We start from the raw sequence: 19,917 nt of genomic DNA on the forward strand, positions 1-19,917 counted from the left end.
CCACAAAAATGTTGAACCCTTAAAGAATGGAGGGTCTTATTATGCTGGAGAATAACATATAACCTTTTAGATTGGCCTTTCGGCAAAACTGCCGAAAAGTATTTTTATTTTTAGAATAGGGACGTGGCCGTATGGCACGTTGGTTGGCCAATCTCCCTGAATCATTTTTATTATAAACAGATTGGCAACAGTTTTTACTGTTGTGATCTTTATTGCTGATTATATGTTATTTGACAATCTGCCGACAGCACGGCAGAAAAAGCGAAAAATAAGAAAGGATTTCGATAAACGGTTGTTGGCATTGGAACGGGAATACCGAAATGTTTGCCGCCTGATACGCGATCTCGGTTATGAAGAACTGGCCGTTCCCTATCAGTGCGGATGGAAACGCAGCTTTGTGCTTCGTGACGAAGAAAAGCAAAGCACACGTGCAGATTTCTTCGGAAATATCCTCGAAAAGATCAATTCTGTACAGTTCAGTACGCGCAAGGATTTTAAAAAGAAACGCCGTCGCCGTGGAAAGTCGGGGTATGTTGTCCGTCCGCAGGAGTTGAAAAAGTTAAGCCTGTGGGAATTTCAAAAGATGCAGTTCACCGGAGAAGAGGCTTCGTGGTTTATGGAGGAGGAATATTGGTGTCCGCACGGCAAATGCTGGCGGACGCAATACATCTTTCGTGAACAGTGGCGCTTCGTACTGAAAACCGAGCCGAACATGATTACCCGCAAGAGAAAGCTCGATCGGGAACTAGAACAACGCCAATCCGAGTTAGACCGACTTCTCGGCTCCTATCCCGCAAAGCCGCGGCTTGATTGGCTGCGCGGATACGGGTATAAGTGGTATAAGGCCTGGGGTTACATGGAGGATGTACGTCTGTCCGAAAATCCTTTCAAAAACAAACAAAAAGAACAGGTAGTATGGGAATTGTTCGAAATAGATCGAGTCACTCCCGAAAACATCTCATTAGAAATTTTATCATGAATTTATCCATAAGAACAAAAGATTTAAGTAAAATCGGTTACACCGACAATGTAGCCCGAAGTATTGCCACCATTGCAATCAACAAGCATTGTAAACGCCGGATCAAGCAGGAAGTGCTCGCCGAACTGGCAGATGTGATACAAAACCCGTCCGGTTATCACGGACACACAGTCTGGGGACGACTGGCCGAACATTTCTGCCCGCAGGAAGAACAGGAAACATACACCTGTTACGACCTGCGCGAGTCGTCGCAAAGCTTCAAATGTTATGGCGGCAAATATATCGACCAACCCGCCCGACAACAAATGGAACTGGCCATGCGTCTGCCCGTTACTATACAGGGAGCTTTGATGCCCGATGCACATGCAGGTTACGGTCTGCCCATCGGCGGAGTGTTGGCAGTCGACAATGCCGTGATACCTTACGCTGTAGGTGTCGATATCGGATGCCGCATGTCCCTGTCAATATTCGAAGAATGTCCGCAACACCTACAACGCTATGCTCATCAGTTGAAGGAAGCATTAAAGGAATTCACTCATTTCGGAATGAATGGATGCCTTGGTTTCACTCAGGAACATGAAGTACTCGACCGGACAGAATTCAGGGAAATACCGTTGCTGAAACCTTTGCATGGTAAAGCGGTCAGACAACTTGGCTCATCGGGCGGTGGCAATCATTTCGTGGAGTTCGGCGATCTGGAGCTTTTTCCCGACAATGTGCTCGGATTGCCCGCAAACCGTTACATGGCGTTGTTGTCACATTCGGGTTCCCGCGGCTTAGGTGCGGAGATAGCCCGCCATTACAGCAATATTGCCCGCGAAAAATGCCGGCTTCCGCGGGAAGCGCAACATTTCGCGTGGCTGGACATGCAGTCTGAGGAAGGACAGGAATACTGGCAATGTATGAATCTTGCGGGAGATTATGCCGAAGCCTGCCATGAACGTATTCATGCCAACCTTTCTAAAGCGACGGGGTTGCAAAAAATTGCCAATGTGAATCACCACCATAATTTCGCATGGAAGGAAATCCTGCCTGATGGGCGCGACGCCATTGTCCACCGTAAGGGCGCGACGCCTGCCCACACAGGCGAAGCAGGCATTATCCCCGGAAGCATGACCACGTCAGGCTATCTGATTTGCGGAAAAGGTGCGCCCGAAGCCCTTTATTCGGCGTCGCACGGTGCCGGACGAGCCATGTCGCGTCAGAAAGCTAAAGAAAGTTTCACTCGATCGGAACTGAAGAAAATGCTGAATTCGGCAGCTGTAACGCTCATTGGTGGCTCTGTGGAAGAAGCGTCATTGGCATATAAAAATATCGACCATGTCATGGAAGCACAAACGGCATTGGTAGAAGTGCACGGACGCTTCATGCCACGGATAGTAAGAATGAATAAAGAATAATTGAAATGAAAGACATAAGACAAGATTACGAATTAGCGGAGTGCATCAGTTTATGGGGGTGGAAATACCATCATTTGGGAATTCCAACAGATAAAGTAATGCCAAATGAAAGGTATTTGCCTCACTTGAAATTTTATGTTTCAGGATTTAATACAAGTCCGTTTGGAATTGAGTGGATGAGGTTCGACAAAGATTGTCCAATATCAGATATAATAAAAACAGTTCCTCATATTGCGTTTGAAGTTGATGATATTGACAAGGAATTTGCCAGACATAGTTTTGAAATTATTTCTGAACCAGGTATACCCTCTGATGGAGTTAGGGCAGCAATGATTTTGCATCATGGAGCTCCTGTTGAGTTAATAGAATTTAAGGTGAAAAACCTTGTTAGTAATCGAAAAAATGGATAGAATATACTTACAGGTCACATCGGGGCGCGGTCCAGCCGAATGTTGCCGTGTAGTCGCCAAAGTATTGGAAATCATCCTTGCGGAAGCAAAGAGAAATGGTTATTCGGCGGAAGTCGCGGAGCACGAGGAAGGCGAACTGAACCGTACGCTTTTTTCGGCGTTGGTACTCATACAGGGACCCAACCTTACGAAATTTATCCGTTCGTGGGAAGGAACTGTCCTGTGGATTTCCCGTAGCCCGTACCGTAAATTTCACAAAAGGAAAAATTGGTTCGTGGGTGTTCAAAAGCTTGATATTCCTGAAAAAATGAATTATGATGAACGGGATATCCGTTTTCAGACCTTGAAAGCTTCTGGCCCCGGCGGACAACATGTCAATAAGACAGAATCAGCGGTAAGAGCTATCCATGTTCTTTCGGGAATCAGTGTCATTGCTTCGGACAGCCGTTCACAGTTGCAAAACAAACGTCTGGCTTTGGAACGCCTGTTAATAAAACTGGCTGCAAGGGAACAGGAAAAGGCCCTTGTCTTGACACAGGATAGCTGGCAAAACCATAACTTGTTGCAACGGGGAAACCCGATAAGGGTTTTCAAAGCAGAATTGAATACCTGAAAATATTTGGAAAAAGATGAATCTGAGGTTGGTATTGTGATACCTGATGGTATAGATTTTAGGGTAAATATATGAAAATGACTTAACAGATATAATCATAGATTCATTAAATCTATCCGTAATGGAAAAGATACAGAAATTTTATATTTCTATCTTGTAAAGGACATGTTCTTTTAAAGGGTGATGATCAGGCACGGCCGGATGTGGAAATTCTTTTGTTTTCGCCATCCCTATTTTCTGCATTACCCTTTCTGAACTTTTATTCGGAAGTGAAGTGAATGACCAAACCGTCTTGAACGGTAGTTGCTCTTTCGCATATAAAATGCAGGCTTTAGCTGCTTCCGTTGCATAACCGTTATTCCAATCTTCATACCGGATGCGCCACCCGATCTCAACGCCCGGAGCAAAATCAACATCAAAAGAAATCCTGTGGAAACCCGTATATCCTATGAATGCTCCATCTTCTTTTTTTTCAAGTGCATACAGTCCGTAGCCATGCTGAATGAATTCGTCACATATCCTTAGATAAAAATCCAAAGATTCTTTTTCCGTTAACGGTTTCGGGAAATATCTCATCACATGAGAATCGCTGTTGATACGGGCAAAAGGCAGAATGTCCTCTTCTTTCCAGTCCCGTAATAATAGACGAGGAGTTTCGATATATACCATAACAATGTTTCACTTATTATTGCGACAAAGGTATTGAAATGTAGCCTGTTTTTACCTGTCCTCCCGGAAGAACAATACTATGTAGTTATATGGTACTTTTACACTCTTTGCTACCGGGCGATTTTATTGTATGGTAAATCCATATTTTCTGTGCAATATGATCACGCAAAAGATATGGATCGATGGAATAATGATAAATCCTTGAAAACAGCATGATCCCAGATCCATCAATTCGGTTATTTTACCGTATCCATGTGTACCACAAGGTCCAGGATTTTATTTGAGAATCCATATTCATTATCATACCAGCTCACTAATTTTACAAAAGTCGGGCTTAATGAAATGCCTGCTTTTGCGTCAAATACAGATGTCTTTGTTTCTCCGATAAAATCCGTTGAAACGACCTCATCCTCCGTATAACCCAGTATGCCTTTCAACTCATTTTCAGAAGCTTTTTTTATGACTTTACATATCTCATCATAACTGGCAGGCTTTTCAAGGCGGCAAGTTATATCTGCAACTGACACATCTAATACGGGAACTCTAAATGATAATCCTGTAATCTTTCCTGAAAGTTCAGGTATCACCTTTCCTACGGCTTTTGCTGCTCCTGTAGATGATGGGATGATATTACCGGATGCAGCCCGTCCACCCCTCCAGTCTTTCATGGAAGGACTATCAACAGGTCTTTGTGATGCTGTTGTCGCATGTATTGAGGTCATTAATGCTTCTAAAACCCCGAATTTCTCATGTATTACTTTCATTAAAGGGGCAACACAGTTAGTCGTACATGAGGCATTGGATACGAAAGCTTCTCCCTTGTATTTATTTTCATTGACACCCATAACGAACATGGGCGTATCGTCTTTTGGGGGCCCGGACATCACCACTCGTTTAGCTCCCGCTTTGATATGAGCCTGTGCTTTTTCCCGGGTCAGGAATATTCCGGTTGATTCAATAACATATTCTGCATCAATTTCATTCCATTTCAAATCTTCCGGATTTTTTTCCGATGTAATGCGGATCATTTTTCCGTTCACCAATAAATTTCCGTTGCGGACTTCAATACTTCCATCGAAATGACCATGGACAGTATCGTATTTTAACATGTATGCCATGTATTCAACACTGATTAAGTCATTGATCCCGACGATTTCTATGTTCCCGTAGTTTTGGGCGGCACGAAAAACAAGACGGCCAATTCGTCCAAATCCGTTAATTCCGATTTTAATTGTATTCATCATGATTCTTATTTTTTAATAAAATAACTGTTATTCAACTTTCTCCTTACAAAAGTACGATATTGTATTATTGGCACCAATGACATATTATATACAAATACTGCCAATTTGTGAAAAATGATTATGTTTGTAGAAATATTAAGGATCCTATGAAAGAAAAGAATCACGTAAAGCATATTGTAATATTGGTTCATCCATATTCGACTTTATTGAATGTATCTGCACCTGTAGAAGTGTTTCAAACGGCAATAAATAACATGGATAGAGTTGAAAACAACGTAAATTTTTCATACCGGATCCATGTTGTATCTGCTCAAAAAAGTAGAAAAGTTGAAATGAATCCGGGAATATCCATGAATTGTGAGAGTTCTTTCAAAACAATTACTTATCCGATAGATACTCTTATCGTAGCAGGAGCACCAAGGAAAAACAAATTAAAACGGGATGTATTAATCTGGCTAAGAGAGCAAGCAGATAGCGTACGTCGTATTTGTTCCATGTGCGCAGGTGCTTTTATTTTGGCAGAAGCCGGGGTCCTAAAGGGGAAAAACGCCGTAACCCATTGGCAACTTTGCGAGGAGATGGCCTGTACATATCCTGAAACGACAGTGAATATGGATGCCATTTTTGTTAAAGATGGAAATGTATATACCTCGGCAGGTGTTACTGCAGGTTTGGATCTGGCATTAGCTTTGGTAGAGGAAGACCTGGGGAGAATATTTGCTCTCCTGGTTGCAAAAATAATGGTGCTTTTTCTGAAACGACCGGGAAACCAGACACAGTACAGCACTATACTTGAATATCAGAAGACGGATCATCAACCTGTAAATGAAATTACAAACTGGATATATAACCACCTGCATGAAGATATTACTGTAGAAAAACTGGCAGAGATCTCCTTAATGAGTCCCCGTAATTTTGCCCGGGTATTTGTCCGGGAGTTAAACATAACACCTATCAAATATGTCGAAAAACTGAGAATTGAAGCAGCTTGCCGCCATTTAACGGAAACACAATTGACCATCGATGAGGTCGCGCACTTATCGGGATTGAAAAATTCAATAAATATGAACCGGATATTTTTAAAAACCTTTAATACTACTCCATCACAATACAGGAAAAACTTTAGTTCATCCCTTGCTTCGTAATTTTATCGTGAAATAACGGTCGATTTCATCATTCTTTCGTATGGCAGCTTTCATTATTGTTAATGTTGTAAAAATATTTTGAATATAATTTTGACAAACACCTTTTAAATTGTAACTAGCCTGAGAATAATACGTATTATATACGTACTTAATTTTGATTGTTTTTTATTTATAAAAACATTGATCAAAGTATGCCTAGGATAAAAATAACATTTTTATCTTTATGCGGATGCTAAATAGATGACCTTATAGGGTTGTTATTGTAATGAGAACGACGGATGGGCTTTAGGGAGGATAAAAATGGGTGTGTTTTTTTCAGGCAAAATATATTAATAGTAATATTCTGTTTCATATCGCATTATGCTATAGCTATACCTGTTATCACGAATGTCCAGGCCAGATCGGGCGATACTGGTTGCGGCAACGATGGCAGGATAACCATTACGGCTACCGGGACCGGGACTTTGTTTTATGCCGTAAAAAAAACTACGGATGCCACATATTCTTCGAGACAAACCGGTAATGTTTTTGACGGTCTCATGTCCGGAACATATAAAGTGATGGTGTATGATGATAATGGTCAGACCGAATCGACGAATTCTTATACTTTAAATAATAAAAGCAACACTTCACTATTTGAGATTACCACGCCGCCACAGGTAACTGTTGATGTTATTTCCTGTGAAGAGACCGGGAAGATCACCGTTAAGGGACAGAAGGGAAGCAATCCTTATACTTATCGTATATTGAGCGGACCTACATCTAAACCTGATATTGTTACCAATTCAAGTAATGCGCAAAGTTTTACCGGATTAGCTACCGGTACTTATAATATTATGCTGTTTGATGCCTGCGGAACAACCTATTACCTGAATAATATAGATGTCCGTTCGAATAATCTGGGAAGCAGCGACCTGAATGTTTTTGAATTTAACGGACCGGTCACATACACAGGGGGGTATTGCGGGATTACATTTACCCGCGACCGCTCTTATATATTTTTAACCAATGCCGGAGGTGATACTTTATTTATGCATGGAGGTAATGAGGTACCTTCAGGTTCTGCTATGCCGGTACGACTGGAATATCCTGCCGGGTCGGGTAATTATACCGCCTGGAATAACAACCTCACAAGTTTCTCCATACCATCAGGTACCTACCAGGCAGACGAAACGGCATATAGGATACAAATGAGAAATCCGTGCAATGCTTCCGATATTGTGACATCTCCCATATATCATTTGATCTATCCATATGATTGGAGACGTACAGTATGCGGTTATGAACTTTTCAGGCAAATACCCAATTATACATGCAATGGAAATGTATTATTGCAACTTGTGAACACGGTTAATTCTGGGCAACAGTTTTCATTTATGTGGAATGGGTCAGGCGACGCCTATACATTGGATTTTTCGGGCATACCTGATGGTACCTATCATACTAGTATTACTACAATACATGGTACCTATCCGACAGCTGACCTGACAGTAGAGCAGGAAGACTATATGGATGTCGGGCTGGTTGATGATGTTGTGAACTATCCGATGAACCGGGGATGTGATTTTTCTACCGTGGGATTGCGGACAACAAAAGTGCCATCCACCAATACTATTCCTATTACATATACGATCCTTTCCGGTCCCATGAACAGGCCAGCCGTTACCGGCACACAAAATATGACCCTGTGGGACGATCTGGTAGAGGGGACTTATACGATTCGGATTGACCGTGGCGCTTGTGGTGTCAATATTGTGGAATACCATGTACAGCCTCCCGTTTCAGGGTTTGATGCCATGGTTTCATATACAGGAGGATATATTTGCGGATTGTATAGAATTACAGGAAAGGGATGGTACCTGGATCCTGACGGAAATATTTCCGATTCGGACATCAGCTACGGGGTATCTGTTTTTGATGCCAATACAGGTATATTTATGGGGACAGCGGCCACGAACGTTTTAGGAAATATGTCATTCGAATCTGCTGTGGATGTGCCTCCGGGAACATACCGGGTGTCTTTTGCCAGCAGTGCCCCAACTACTGCATCATGCCGTTATATCGACAGGTATATCACTATTTCAGAACCTGATCTGTTAACTATTGATCCCACCATTTCAGGAGGTTTGATATGTGCGGACGGATATGGAACTTTACATATCGGCGTTACCGGAGGGAGCGGACAGCCTGTATATTATCGTATCAGGCCTGCAGCCTCGCAAAATGAAAATGATTATACGGCCTACCAATTGTCTCCTGATTTTTATGTACAAGCCGGTGATTATACCGTGCAGGTGCATGACGGTTGCGGCTCCGACTCCCGGAATGTTTCATTAACAGCAGGGTCGGTAGATGCGAACATTATAGTGGCCGGAACGGCATGCGAAGGAACAGATGTAACATTAAGTTTACAGGTTATAGGACAAATAACGGATGTATTGTGGACACTGCCTGGCGGCGGTCAGCTATCGGGGCGAACAGTTACAATACGGAACCTTTCTTCCGGCGATATAGGCGAATATTCTGTTACTTTTAATTCCGGGGGCTGTTCATGGACTGAATCTGTAACGCTTGTGGTACATCCGAAACCTGAATTTGAATTTGAAGCAATGATGTCGACCTGTCAACCGGTTGACTTGCAGAGCCTGAACACCATATCAGGTGATGTCTCCGGGTTGACAATGTCGTATCTCAATGATCGTTACACACCTGTTGCAAATCCATCCCTGGTGGAAACAGGAACTTATCACATTATCGGGACAAGCAGTTATGGATGTATGGATACCTCAACCGTTTCCATAACAGTCAATCCTCTTGCTACAGCAGGGATCATTATAGCCAATCCGGTGGAAAAATGTACCGGTTTGGAAACAACACTTACAGCAGCGCCATTGACATCTGCAAATATTGATCATCCTGTATTCCGTTGGTATGCGGGGCAGGATACGGATGAGGTACTGCATACAGGTACTGATTATGCGTTGGGTATCATCAATGTAAATGTAATCACTACTTTTGATTATTATGTTTCAGTATCGGGCGATAATTATTGTGAAAATCCGAAAGGAAGCCGTAAACAAGTAACCTTAACCGTATATCCGAAACCTGTTGTACAGATACAGACACCGGGTGATATCAATAATTTGTGCCATAATAGTACTATTGCCCTGAATACAACGGTTACAGGAGGTTCAGCTATTACATGGTACGGATGGTATGATAGGACAGAAGATGTCTCGAATACAGTACAATTTGCTCCCGGTCCTCTTTCTGCCAATGTAATATACAATCCGGATCCTTCCGAAGCGGGAGATGTGACGAAGCTGTACGTAAGGGTATACGACCGGGTGTGTGGGTATGTTGCCGATACAATAAGGATACGGGTATTTCCGCTTCCAACCGATATGGGTCTCGAGCTGGTAGAACAGCCGGTTACTTTCCAGGAAATGTGCGAAGACACAGTTTATATTCTCAAAGTAAAGGCAACCGATATAGGTGATTTAAGCAATATAAAAGTTCGACTTGATGATGTAAATGCAACAGGTATAGCTATTAAAGATGCTGATGTAAAATATCCTTATGTCTCGGGTGCCTGGGAAACTATGGATATAATTGATTCCGATGTTACAGGCGTAACCTGGTCGATTGACAATCTGTTGCCTTCCGGGGATTCTTTGCAGGTGCGAATTACAGTGGCTGCCGAATGCGGTTTTTTCAGTGGAACGAATGTCGACTTCTATCTCGATGCTACCAGCTCCTGTGGTGATGACCTGCCCCAAAAAGTTATTTCTTCGGATCCGTTTTTTACAAAGCAGGATATCTCCCAGTTGAACACATATGATGTGACCAGTACATTCAATACAGGGATAATAACCAACCAAACGGGAGATACCGTTACATGGCGCTTGCAGGCAGTAGTGCATGGAATACAGCAGACGGATGAAGATAAAGAAACCTTTGTAGCACTCGTTCCTGCAGGTTTGACACCTGTTCCTGACAGTTACAATCCGGTACAAAATGCTCCTGACAGAACATCATTGTCATATATTGATGATGAATTCGGGATAGAATTCGGTCTTCCTATGGTTTCAGGCCTTGTAGAGGGTGATGTTATTATTGCGGAATTTAAATTTCTTGCTACCGGAGCACCTTGTGGAACATATGATTTTTACAGTGAAGTGGTTTTTACCGATTCCATTGATTGTGGAGCAGATAGATGTACCTTCAATTCAACACGTGGCGGTGTTTATCCCACATTAACCGTAGAACGTTACCAGTTCAGCCTGGCCGATAGTATTTATGGAAGGACCATAGATAATTTGTGGTACGGAAATATTCATGTAGAACTGGAAACACAGTTTTTTGCAGGAGATTCTGTTACTATAGATTTTTATATTGACAGGGATAATGATGGTATACTTTCTTCTGCCGATACTTTGGTACGTACTATATATGATGTGACAAGAAACTTATCTCCCGGTGAAATTTTTGGCGTCAATTTCGATAGTGTCTATATAGAACAGGAGAAGCCCTTGCTGGTCGAAATACATGGAGATGCTTTGTGCGAGCCGTTTATTTTTCCTGTAGCTACGCTGATGGGTGTTGATACTCTTTGCCGGCTGGATACAACCTTATATTACACCACCTCAGGTATGTCCAATTACAAGTGGGATGTAATTACTCCCGATGGTATTTCAGGGGCTACACCGGTACGTATCCCTCTGGAAGGTTCTTCGGAAACAAATTACATCAATGAAAATGTAGCAAGGATTGTCTGGAAAAAAGCAGGCGATTATACTGTCTGGGCACAATACAGTTTACCTGCAGGCCCGCTGCGGGAAATAGACCGTACATTCTTTCCTATAAAGGTAAACGAACGTCCTGTGGTTGCTTTAACCGGTAGTCATGATACTACAATCTGTATTGGTGCACAGGTGGAACTGGGGCAATTTTTCACTGAAACTACAGGTGTAGGGAAACTCTTATTCTATAGGGTGGAAAGTGATGGCAATCTGACATTCCTTTCCGACCAGCTTCCTTTGTACGTCAATCCGGTAGATACGGCTTTATATAGAGTGACAGCCATTGCAGGCCCGTCAGGTTGTGAGGCGGAAAACTTCATTGATTTTTATGTCAATGTAAACAGGATGCCGCATATTTGGTCTGTCAATGTTAATGAACAGCCCGGATGCGGAACGAATACAGGTAGCATAAAAGTTTACGTAACAGGTGGCAGCAGCAATTATGCATATAGTCTTAATGGAACTACTTATACGGACTTGCCTGCAGATGGTATTATCGGGAATTTACAGGCAGGCGACTATCATTTGTATGTGCGGAATAGGAATTGGGGCGGATGTCCTGTTTCCATAAGTGAATCTGTTAGCCTTAGTCCTTCGAACAGCGGACTGCATGCTTCGGCATTGGTGACAGATGCGTCTTCCTGTACGACGACTGACGGTACCATACAATTAACCGTTAACGGAGGTATACCGCCTTACCGATACAGGGTAAACGATGGTAGTTATGTATCTCTCCCAGCCGATGGTATCATCGGAACCGGATTTGCTGCCGGTGAATATACCATCAGGGTTCTCGATGTCACCAATTGTGCCACTACACCCGGAATTGTCCAGGTGAAAGCTTCATCAGGAATAAATCTTGTCCTGAACCAGCAAACCGCAGCAGCCTGTACTGCCGATGGCCTGATGGACATCGTGCTTTCCGGCGGGACGCCGCCTTATTCTTATCGTCCGGGTGGAGAAGGATGGGTGCCTATGGACGGAATATCCGAAACTATTCTGCTGCCTGCAGGTACTTATAAGATCTTTGCCAAAGATGCCAATGGATGTGAAACTTCGGCAACCGGTACATTAGCCGGTACAAACGGACTTTCTGCCGATCTAATAGAGACGGTAAATGTACCGTGCAATGGTAACGGAACAGGAAGCATCCGTTTAAATATCAGCGGAACAGGACCTTTAAAATATAGTCTGGATGGAGGATTGACACAATTGCCCGCTGCCTCCGGCGAATTTATGATACCGGATTTACCAGTAGGTATTTATCAGGTATTGATTTTTGATGCCAACGGATGTCAATTCAGGTTTGAAAGTATACATATAGGTAAGGATCCGGATTTTGCCCAGGCTGTTGACAATCGTGTATATACATACATGAACCAAAGCGTAAAGGGACAACTCAGTTATGACGATTATGACTTCAACCAGCAGGCACTGACAGTTAATGGTTATTCCCGGGCCCGTAACGGTGATATTTTGATTACTCCAAGCGGCAGTTTTGAGTATACTCCTTATACCGATTATGTAGGTAAAGACAGCGTACAGTATTCTATTGCCAACATTTGCGGCTTCCAAAGTACTGCATGGCTTTTCATCAATATTCTTTCCGTGAATGATACAGTCAATCGTCCGCCTATAGCTTTGGATGATGATTATGTGATAAAGATGGGACAATCCCTGTTGAATTTTGACGTAACCACAAATGATTATGATCCGGATGGCGACCCACTAACTACTCCGGTTGTTATGGTCCAGGTATTAAGAGGTCGTTTGACGCAGAACGGGGACGGCACCTTTAATTATTCCCCCAATGCGAATTTTACGGGAGTGGATATTTTCACCTACAGGATCTGCGACTCCAAAGAAACATGCAGTACCGCGCAGGTACATATTACCGTATTGCCTGTTGAGGTATTTGATAACCAGATCGTCGCATTACCCGACGCCTATTCGGTAATGAAATTCGATACACTAAAAGTCCTGGACGTATCGGTTGGAATTTTAAACAATGATATATACCCTGAAAATTCTATTCCAACAATAACCATAACAGATTCAACAGCTTTCGGAAAACTGGAGATGAACCACTCTGACGGGACTTTTGTGTATACACCCAATAAAGATTATTCAGGATTCGACGGTTTCAGTTATGCGTTATGTACAAACACTTCAGCAAAATGTGATACGGCCAGGGTGAGTATTTTCATTATGGAACGGGATTGCCAGGTCACTTATTTGATAGAAGATACCATATCGCTCTGCAGTAATGATTCTGTTAACGTAGCAGCCTTAATTCTACCGGGCAGCCTGAATGTCGACACCATCGCATTCTTTGCCGATCGTTTGCACCATACACCTGTTACTGAAGAATACATTAAAACAGCAGGGGATTATTATATCAGGATAACCAGTATCTTTGGTTGCAATGTGTCCGATTCGGTTTATATAAAAGTAATTCCAGGCCCACAACCCGTTATCAGTACGGGTTCGGATAATGCCTGTACAGATGACCGGGTCTTATTTATTACCGGAGATAATTTCAAGTCTTATCAATGGAACATCGTTTCAGGTTCAGGAGGCATTATGGATGGAACAGGAACGACTAATACCGAATATTTCACATGGAGTGTGGAAGGGATAAAAGAGGTTTCAGTAACAGTAACTGCAGATAATAACTGCATGGGAACATCTATTAAAACGATTGAGATTGTTCCGCGGTCAGAAACAGGACCCTTGTATAGGGTTCCGAACAGATAATTATTGATGTGATCAAATGATTTTTCGGGGATAAATTGCCGGCTATCCGTTTTTTAAAGTATTCTTTCTGATTGGATGATCCGCATTTGTGACCATTTTATACGCTGTTAACCCTATAGATGCGGGTAATTTCCTGAATAACTGATACCCAGGATCAATACCCATTTATCCGGCAGTTCGGTCAAAGACTGTCAACTCTATGTCATTAAGCCTGGGGCGACGGATCTGATTCAAAAAAACTTTTTGTTCTATTTTTTAGGCTTTCCGATATTTTATTGTAATTTGCAGTGAAATAGTTAATAGTACATACAAATCAATAACATTTAAACTGAAACACAGATGAAAAGCGTAGAACCTTATTTGATTTTTAACGGAAATTGCGAAGAAGCATTTACATTTTACCAATCAGTTTTTGGTGGCGATATGAAAATAATGAGATTTCGCGATATGCCGGAAAAAGATAAGAAAAATGTTCCACAGGCAGATATGGACCGGGTTGTACATGTTCTGCTACCTGTCAGCAAAGCCGTGTCGTTGATGGGATCCGATTCACTATCGTCAATGAAAATGAAAACCGGCGATAATGTTGCACTCACCCTGAATGTCGAAAGCAGAACTGAAGCCGAACAGATCTTCGGGAAACTTTCCGGGGGAGGAAAAGTGACCATGCCGCTGGGAAAAACATTCTGGGCGGAATTGTATGGAATGGTTACCGACCGGTTTGGTATCAACTGGATGGTCAATTATTACATATAGATAGAATTACAACGATGGATGGAGGAGCGCGTTACTTATCTTCATTGATAATTAACCGGCTTCCTCCGGAATCGACTTTAACATTATTTTGTTCCACCCACTCTTCGGCATATTGTCCCAGGTAAAAAGTGCCGGTAAAACCTCCGATTTCTGTTCGTTTGATAAGTTTTCGCCTCAAAACACTTAATAGGGAATCTGCCCATTTTACAAAGTTTTCGTCTTTCCTGACCAATTTCGAGTCCATATAATAGTCCGATTGAAAATATAATCGTCCCCTTGTGATCACTCTGAGTTCAGGTATTTCCCTGCTGCTGTCCAGATCCATGACAGGCGAATATCTGTCGATGGTCCATTGTCCGGTATTGATTCCTGCTAATTCTTTAAGTTTTATTTTATCCAGGTCCTCCATCCTGGCAAGAAACATGTTTTCTGATTTTTCAATTGATATATGCTCAGTTTTTTCCAATTTATTTTCGGGATATAATCCGGGTAAAAAAACGGCCTTTCGTTTTCTTAATATTTCGAAAAACGATTCAAGGTCTTTTGAATGAAGATAAAAGTTTATTTGTTTTCCCATTTTATTTGTGAACAACCTTTTTCCCTGCGCTTAGGTTTATTTGTCTTTTCATACTGCAAATTACATGTGAACAATAAAAATAACCGATCAAAATTTGATCATTACCCGTTCACTTTATTTCCTTAGAATCTTCTCCATTGGCTTTCCTTTAGCCAATTCATCGATTAATTTATCCAGATAACGGATTTTTTGCATCAGTTCGTTTTCAATTTCCTCGACACGATGGCCGCAAATGACACCTGTAATTTTTGACGCATTCGGATTCATAAGTGGCGCCAGAGTGAAAAAGGTTTCAAAATCACTATTGTTGTCGATTTGTTGTTGCAATGTTTGCCCATCATATCCTGTCAGCCAGAAAATAACAGTATCCACCTCTTCTTTCGTACGTCCCTTTTTCTCCGCTTTTTGTATATACAACGGATATACACTCGCAAAAGAGGTTTTAAATATTCGCATATGATTTATTTTACAGTTTATTAATCATCAATTTTTTAATCGTCGCTATAACATATATAATCATGCGTAAGCAGTAAGACAAACACACTGAAGTTAAAAAACTAATATTTTGTCTTCAGCATGTATAAAATTAAGCTATTTGTGACAAAGTGTTTTATAATTTTCTGATCATTTCAAATTGTTTTCCTTTTATATCAATATTTTTCACTTTTAAGAAATCAGTGATCGAATTACATGATATGTCTGCATTGATAACTTTAACGGAGTCGTGCCTGTTTAATTTGATGATCTCGTGAAGTAATAAAGATGCAATGCCTTTTCTTCTGTATGGTTGGTCAACCGCTATCTGGGTAATATCTCCCGAAACAGGTTCGAACACGCAATATCCCGTAAGTTTGTTTTCAATGAATGCGCCCAGGCTGATAAAACCATCGATAGCCCTTTTAATGGATTCAAAACTGTTCTGCCATGAAGGATAAAAATCCCAAAAATCCGGAATCGAACTGAATTTTTCGATCTCTATTTGACGGATCGAACAGGGGATAACTGATCTTTTGATTTCATTATGGATTTCCTCATTTCTCTGCGTAAAATAATTGAATTCACGGGTGACTTCGAAGCCAAGGTTCTTATAGACCGAAACAGCTTTTGTATTATGCTGCAATACTTCCAACAGGTATTGTCGGATATTTGCTTTGCTTAAATGCGGGATGGAATATTCGAAGATTTTTGTAGCCAGACCTTTTCCCCTATATTCCTTGAGTGTTCCTGTACCTGTATCATATGCCGTTGGAACCCCGTTGAAATTTCCGGTTCCGTTACAGGTAAAAGCCACTATCCTGTTCCCTTCAAAAGCCGCAAATGACAACCCGGGATCAAAACCGCGCCTTCGGAACATGGCCTGGAGCTGTACTTTGTTTAGCTGAAGTTCGTAATCGGCAAATGCTGAGCTGAATGCCTCGAATATCGTGTTAAAGTCTGTTCTGCCCAGTGATTTTATTTCCATGATCTGAATTGTTTTTGGTTTTTTAGAAAATGCATTGTGGCGTTATGTGGGCTGAATTTCGGTTAATTGCCGGAATGTGACCTTATTTACCAGGCGAATTACTTATAGAAGTGTATTTTTGATATTATGTGATTCATCCAACTGATCATAAGTTATTCGGTGGATCAGTTCAGGTTTAATTCAATGGTATTCCCATCCAGGTATATTTATAAAATAACGATTTTCTAAATGCTTTTTTAGTACTGAAATACTTATTTACAAAAGCTTTTTGTTCATTAAGTTGTGTAGTAGCTTCATTAATTGAGTTCTTTAACTGATTTGTTGAATTTATGGTATTTAAGTCTGTTGTGATTATATTTTGTAGTAAATTTTGTGATTCGGTCAATGATTTTTCAACCGATTCAACCATTTCTCTAATTTCAGATTCCGTCTTTTGAGGTTTAAATTGTTTATTCCTGTAGTCGACAAATCTATTTAGCTTACCTATGCCTTCATTGTATGAGTAGACTGCAGAATTATAAAATTCAACAATAAGTTGGTTTTTATAATATTCTATGTTTTTTATGTTGTCTTGTAGCTGATTGTATGTGAGTGTGTTTTTTACGCCATTTTGCTCAATTCTTCTGTTTGTGGATATAAGTTGTTCTATTTTTGTGGCATTTTCATATACCTCTAATGTGTCAACATAATTAAAAAATGGTTTTTCTTTATTGATTTCAGTACGACCTTCGTAAAATTCTTGCGAAGAAATTGGATAATTCAAAAACTGCCATAAAAAATCAAATGGCATATGTGATTTAATTGAATTTTCAGGAAGTGTTTTAAAATAGTAATTATTCACCTCTTTTATTAATTTGTTATTTTGTATATATCCGGAACCCCATGTTGGGTCAAACAAATACCATTTAGAGTCAACTAAACTTGCACACCAAACGTGTGGAACATAATCTATAAAATCCTTTTGTCTTGTATATCCGGAAATTATATACGTTCGTATTCCCAACTGATTTCCTACCTCATTGAATAAATAAGCAAAATGCATACAAATACCTTTTCTATTTTTTAGGAACGCATCAATAATTTCTTGTGGTTCACTATAAAAATTGATAGCAAACATATTTTCAACATCATATTCAAAATTCTTGACAATCCAGATAAAAGTGGCCCTTAATTTATCTGTTTCTGTAGAAAAATTATCATTTATAAACTTTACGAATTCTTGTATGGTGTTATTATCAGATGAGTTTATGAGTTCAGTTACTTTTTTATCTACTTCTTCGTATACATTGTTTTGAATTTGTGCATTCAACGTGAATGTGATAATAAGGAGAAATAAAGTGATTAATTTTTTCATTTTTCAAATCTTTTTAACATTGCTCTCGCCTAATATTATAAATATACGACTTTTTTTCTCGGAAAAGCGTTTAATATGATTAATATCACAAATCTTCTATAAACAATAAAAACCATTTCCCGTCCAAAATACGAACTTTTGTCATTTAATCAAAAGCTTGTCGATCAATCTTGTATTGATATTCCTTTGTGCGATGTCAATTATTTGAAAACGAGAATGTTTGTAATATGTCACTCTTGTCGTTCAGGATGAATAACCTATAGCATAGATCATCCAAATTTATGCTAATGTCCATTTGATGTTATACCACCCGTTAGGCAAAGCCGCTATTTCTTACTTTCCTTTATGGCGGATAAATAGATTTTCTTTATACTATTTTTCTCTTCCTTTTCACAAATTTTTTCCATTACCGGAAGTAAACCGGAGGTATACTTTGTTTTCAGTTTCAAAATTTCACCCAAAGCAAAAGCGGAACTCCAGCGAACGACAGTACCATCATGTTCCGTATTGAGGAGAAGGTGATCAATGGCTTTTTCAAGCTTTGCCGGAAACAGATGGGCGATATTTCCAATTACTTTTGCACTTTCCCATTTTATTCTTGGGGCTTTTTCCTTTAGTGTGCCGGTTACGAAATCCAGCATCATTTCATTTGCCATATCCGGGTTTTGCCGGGTGGCGTATTCCATTGCTTCTATGCAGGTGGCTTTTGCAGGATCTTTTGATTTTTCAGCGAAAGCAATCAACTCATCAACAGATAATGACTGGTCAAGAATCCAATTACGAATGGTTTCCGTCTTTTCTTTTGGCTTGATCGACTTATCTTTCAGAAGTGCATCAATTCCCATATTCTTTATTTAATTATTCATTGGTCTTTACTTGTTGACTGATCCCTTGTACCTCCACGATTATATTATGTGGTTTTTTTATCTACCTCTTATCTTATTTATCAGTTGTACAAGGTGCATGATACAACCGAAGGTTGTAAGAACAGCAAAGAACCAGGGTATATCCCATTTCCCCGTTCGACTGCCTCCAAGGGCATGAATAACAAAAGCAACGGTTAAAGCTCCTAAAATAACGATTCCTGCTATGTTTCCTACATATTTTTTCATAAGGCGGTAAATTTATTATTGAAATGGTTGCTTAAGAGATACTACTTTTTTAGGCATCAGCAAAACTTTGTCTTTTATAAAATAATTCATGGCAATCGAATTAAATTCGAGGGATAGATTATTGGTATCTGCTACATATTTCTTTATCCACGAACTTTTATTGGCTAACCGCATAAAGAGCCCGGTTAAAAAGGCTATAAATCCAACAAATAAAAGAGGAAGATAGAGTCCCGGTATCGATCTGAAAAAAATGAAAGTATAAATAAACCAAGACCGGCATAAAAAAAGATACTCCCGGCTTTTCGTTTCTTTTTTCTTTTACTGTCGTTGTTATTAACAATACAATTCACACAAATGCCGCCCGTTTTTTCTCAATATCCTTGTACATATATTGTGATGTTGTCGTCGTTGTGGCTTTGAGCGCTTCCACTGTTTTTTGCTGATGCTGCGAAATCAGTTCGGGTATTGCCGTATAGTATTCTATGGGCTGGTATGGACTTCTGCAATGAGGACAAAGTTTAACAGTTCCATCCAATGTAATGTGATCTTTTTTAGACATACTTTTTTCAATTATAATTTATAGAATCCGCAGCTGCCGAATGATTTTGTCGTGTTGTTCTTATTTTCCACGCGATGC

The 19,917-nt window shown here is 40.5% G+C and carries 16 protein-coding genes; 7 read left to right on the forward strand and 9 right to left on the reverse strand.

The window, feature by feature from the left end; translation table 11 throughout:
* The first annotated feature begins 181 nt into the window (after positions 1–181).
* From LBQ60_11655 to prfH, 4 genes are read left to right on the forward strand one after another with little or no spacing between them, the layout of a single operon-like run.
* Entirely contained in the window at positions 182–979 is a 798-nt protein-coding gene (locus LBQ60_11655; GenBank protein ID MDR2038567.1) for a hypothetical protein, read from the forward strand.
* On the forward strand, positions 976–2,379 hold the full coding sequence (locus tag LBQ60_11660; protein MDR2038568.1) for an RtcB family protein: 1,404 nt from the start codon (positions 976–978) through the stop codon (positions 2,377–2,379). The genes LBQ60_11655 and LBQ60_11660 overlap by 4 nt, the downstream gene beginning before the upstream one ends.
* Positions 2,380–2,384: 5 nt before the next feature.
* A complete protein-coding gene (locus LBQ60_11665; protein MDR2038569.1) occupies positions 2,385–2,789 on the forward strand; it encodes a hypothetical protein in 405 nt (134 codons plus the stop codon).
* Entirely contained in the window at positions 2,782–3,402 is a 621-nt protein-coding gene (gene prfH / locus LBQ60_11670) for a peptide chain release factor H (protein ID MDR2038570.1), read from the forward strand. Before LBQ60_11665 ends, prfH begins: the two co-directional genes overlap by 8 nt.
* A gap of 141 nt (positions 3,403–3,543) precedes the next feature.
* Here the strand turns inward: prfH and LBQ60_11675 are convergent, their stop codons facing one another.
* A complete protein-coding gene (locus LBQ60_11675) occupies positions 3,544–4,071 on the reverse strand; it encodes a GNAT family N-acetyltransferase (GenBank protein MDR2038571.1) in 528 nt (175 codons plus the stop codon).
* 236 nt (positions 4,072–4,307) lie between these two features.
* Positions 4,308–5,312, reverse strand: coding sequence for a type I glyceraldehyde-3-phosphate dehydrogenase (gap, locus tag LBQ60_11680; protein MDR2038572.1), 1,005 nt, complete (start codon positions 5,310–5,312; stop codon positions 4,308–4,310).
* Positions 5,313–5,461: 149 nt separating this feature from the next.
* Here gap and LBQ60_11685 point away from each other — a divergent pair, with 149 nt between their 5' ends.
* From LBQ60_11685 to LBQ60_11695, 3 genes are all read left to right on the forward strand, one after another.
* Positions 5,462–6,460 (forward strand): DJ-1/PfpI family protein, encoded by a 999-nt coding sequence (locus LBQ60_11685; protein MDR2038573.1) that lies wholly within the window; start codon positions 5,462–5,464, stop codon positions 6,458–6,460.
* A 278-nt stretch (positions 6,461–6,738) separates the two neighbouring features.
* Positions 6,739–14,019 carry a tandem-95 repeat protein gene (locus LBQ60_11690; protein MDR2038574.1) on the forward strand — a complete coding sequence of 2,427 codons (7,281 nt, stop codon included), beginning with the start codon at positions 6,739–6,741 and terminating at the stop codon, positions 14,017–14,019.
* A gap of 339 nt (positions 14,020–14,358) precedes the next feature.
* A complete protein-coding gene (locus LBQ60_11695; GenBank protein ID MDR2038575.1) occupies positions 14,359–14,775 on the forward strand; it encodes a VOC family protein in 417 nt (138 codons plus the stop codon).
* A gap of 31 nt (positions 14,776–14,806) precedes the next feature.
* Here the strand turns inward: LBQ60_11695 and LBQ60_11700 are convergent, their stop codons facing one another.
* From LBQ60_11700 to LBQ60_11730, 7 genes are all read right to left on the reverse strand, one after another.
* A complete protein-coding gene (locus LBQ60_11700) occupies positions 14,807–15,352 on the reverse strand; it encodes a hypothetical protein (protein MDR2038576.1) in 546 nt (181 codons plus the stop codon).
* Between the two features lie 114 nt (positions 15,353–15,466).
* Positions 15,467–15,808, reverse strand: a complete 342-nt coding sequence (locus tag LBQ60_11705; GenBank protein ID MDR2038577.1) for a DUF2200 domain-containing protein — start codon at positions 15,806–15,808, stop codon at positions 15,467–15,469.
* Between the two features lie 154 nt (positions 15,809–15,962).
* Complete coding sequence (locus tag LBQ60_11710; GenBank protein MDR2038578.1) at positions 15,963–16,814, reverse strand: GNAT family N-acetyltransferase; 852 nt, start codon at positions 16,812–16,814, stop codon at positions 15,963–15,965.
* A 175-nt stretch (positions 16,815–16,989) separates the two neighbouring features.
* A complete protein-coding gene (locus LBQ60_11715) occupies positions 16,990–18,168 on the reverse strand; it encodes a hypothetical protein (protein ID MDR2038579.1) in 1,179 nt (392 codons plus the stop codon).
* Between the two features lie 326 nt (positions 18,169–18,494).
* On the reverse strand, positions 18,495–19,013 hold the full coding sequence (locus LBQ60_11720) for a hypothetical protein (GenBank protein MDR2038580.1): 519 nt from the start codon (positions 19,011–19,013) through the stop codon (positions 18,495–18,497).
* A gap of 78 nt (positions 19,014–19,091) precedes the next feature.
* Positions 19,092–19,280, reverse strand: a complete 189-nt coding sequence (locus LBQ60_11725) for a hypothetical protein (GenBank protein ID MDR2038581.1) — start codon at positions 19,278–19,280, stop codon at positions 19,092–19,094.
* A 346-nt stretch (positions 19,281–19,626) separates the two neighbouring features.
* Entirely contained in the window at positions 19,627–19,839 is a 213-nt protein-coding gene (locus LBQ60_11730; protein MDR2038582.1) for a hypothetical protein, read from the reverse strand.
* Positions 19,840–19,917: the final 78 nt, after the last annotated feature.

This window comes from Bacteroidales bacterium, assembly GCA_031275285.1.
GTDB lineage: Bacteria > Bacteroidota > Bacteroidia > Bacteroidales > UBA4181 > JAIRLS01.

What these genes read in the sequence shown, in the direction of transcription:
- LBQ60_11660 (MDR2038568.1), top strand. Translation starts at nt 976, where the DNA reads ATGAATTTATCCATAAGAACAAAAGATTTAAGTAAAATCGGTTACACC.
- LBQ60_11665 (MDR2038569.1), top strand. Translation starts at nt 2,385, where the DNA reads ATGAAAGACATAAGACAAGATTACGAATTAGCGGAGTGCATCAGTTTA.
- prfH (MDR2038570.1), top strand. Translation starts at nt 2,782, where the DNA reads ATGGATAGAATATACTTACAGGTCACATCGGGGCGCGGTCCAGCCGAA.
- LBQ60_11675 (MDR2038571.1), bottom strand. Translation starts at nt 4,071, where the DNA reads ATGGTATATATCGAAACTCCTCGTCTATTATTACGGGACTGGAAAGAA.
- gap (MDR2038572.1), bottom strand. Translation starts at nt 5,312, where the DNA reads ATGAATACAATTAAAATCGGAATTAACGGATTTGGACGAATTGGCCGT.
- LBQ60_11685 (MDR2038573.1), top strand. Translation starts at nt 5,462, where the DNA reads ATGAAAGAAAAGAATCACGTAAAGCATATTGTAATATTGGTTCATCCA.
- LBQ60_11690 (MDR2038574.1), top strand. Translation starts at nt 6,739, where the DNA reads ATGGGCTTTAGGGAGGATAAAAATGGGTGTGTTTTTTTCAGGCAAAAT.
- LBQ60_11695 (MDR2038575.1), top strand. Translation starts at nt 14,359, where the DNA reads ATGAAAAGCGTAGAACCTTATTTGATTTTTAACGGAAATTGCGAAGAA.
- LBQ60_11700 (MDR2038576.1), bottom strand. Translation starts at nt 15,352, where the DNA reads ATGGGAAAACAAATAAACTTTTATCTTCATTCAAAAGACCTTGAATCG.
- LBQ60_11705 (MDR2038577.1), bottom strand. Translation starts at nt 15,808, where the DNA reads ATGCGAATATTTAAAACCTCTTTTGCGAGTGTATATCCGTTGTATATA.
- LBQ60_11710 (MDR2038578.1), bottom strand. Translation starts at nt 16,814, where the DNA reads ATGGAAATAAAATCACTGGGCAGAACAGACTTTAACACGATATTCGAG.
- LBQ60_11715 (MDR2038579.1), bottom strand. Translation starts at nt 18,168, where the DNA reads ATGAAAAAATTAATCACTTTATTTCTCCTTATTATCACATTCACGTTG.
- LBQ60_11720 (MDR2038580.1), bottom strand. Translation starts at nt 19,013, where the DNA reads ATGGGAATTGATGCACTTCTGAAAGATAAGTCGATCAAGCCAAAAGAA.
- LBQ60_11725 (MDR2038581.1), bottom strand. Translation starts at nt 19,280, where the DNA reads ATGAAAAAATATGTAGGAAACATAGCAGGAATCGTTATTTTAGGAGCT.
- LBQ60_11730 (MDR2038582.1), bottom strand. Translation starts at nt 19,839, where the DNA reads ATGTCTAAAAAAGATCACATTACATTGGATGGAACTGTTAAACTTTGT.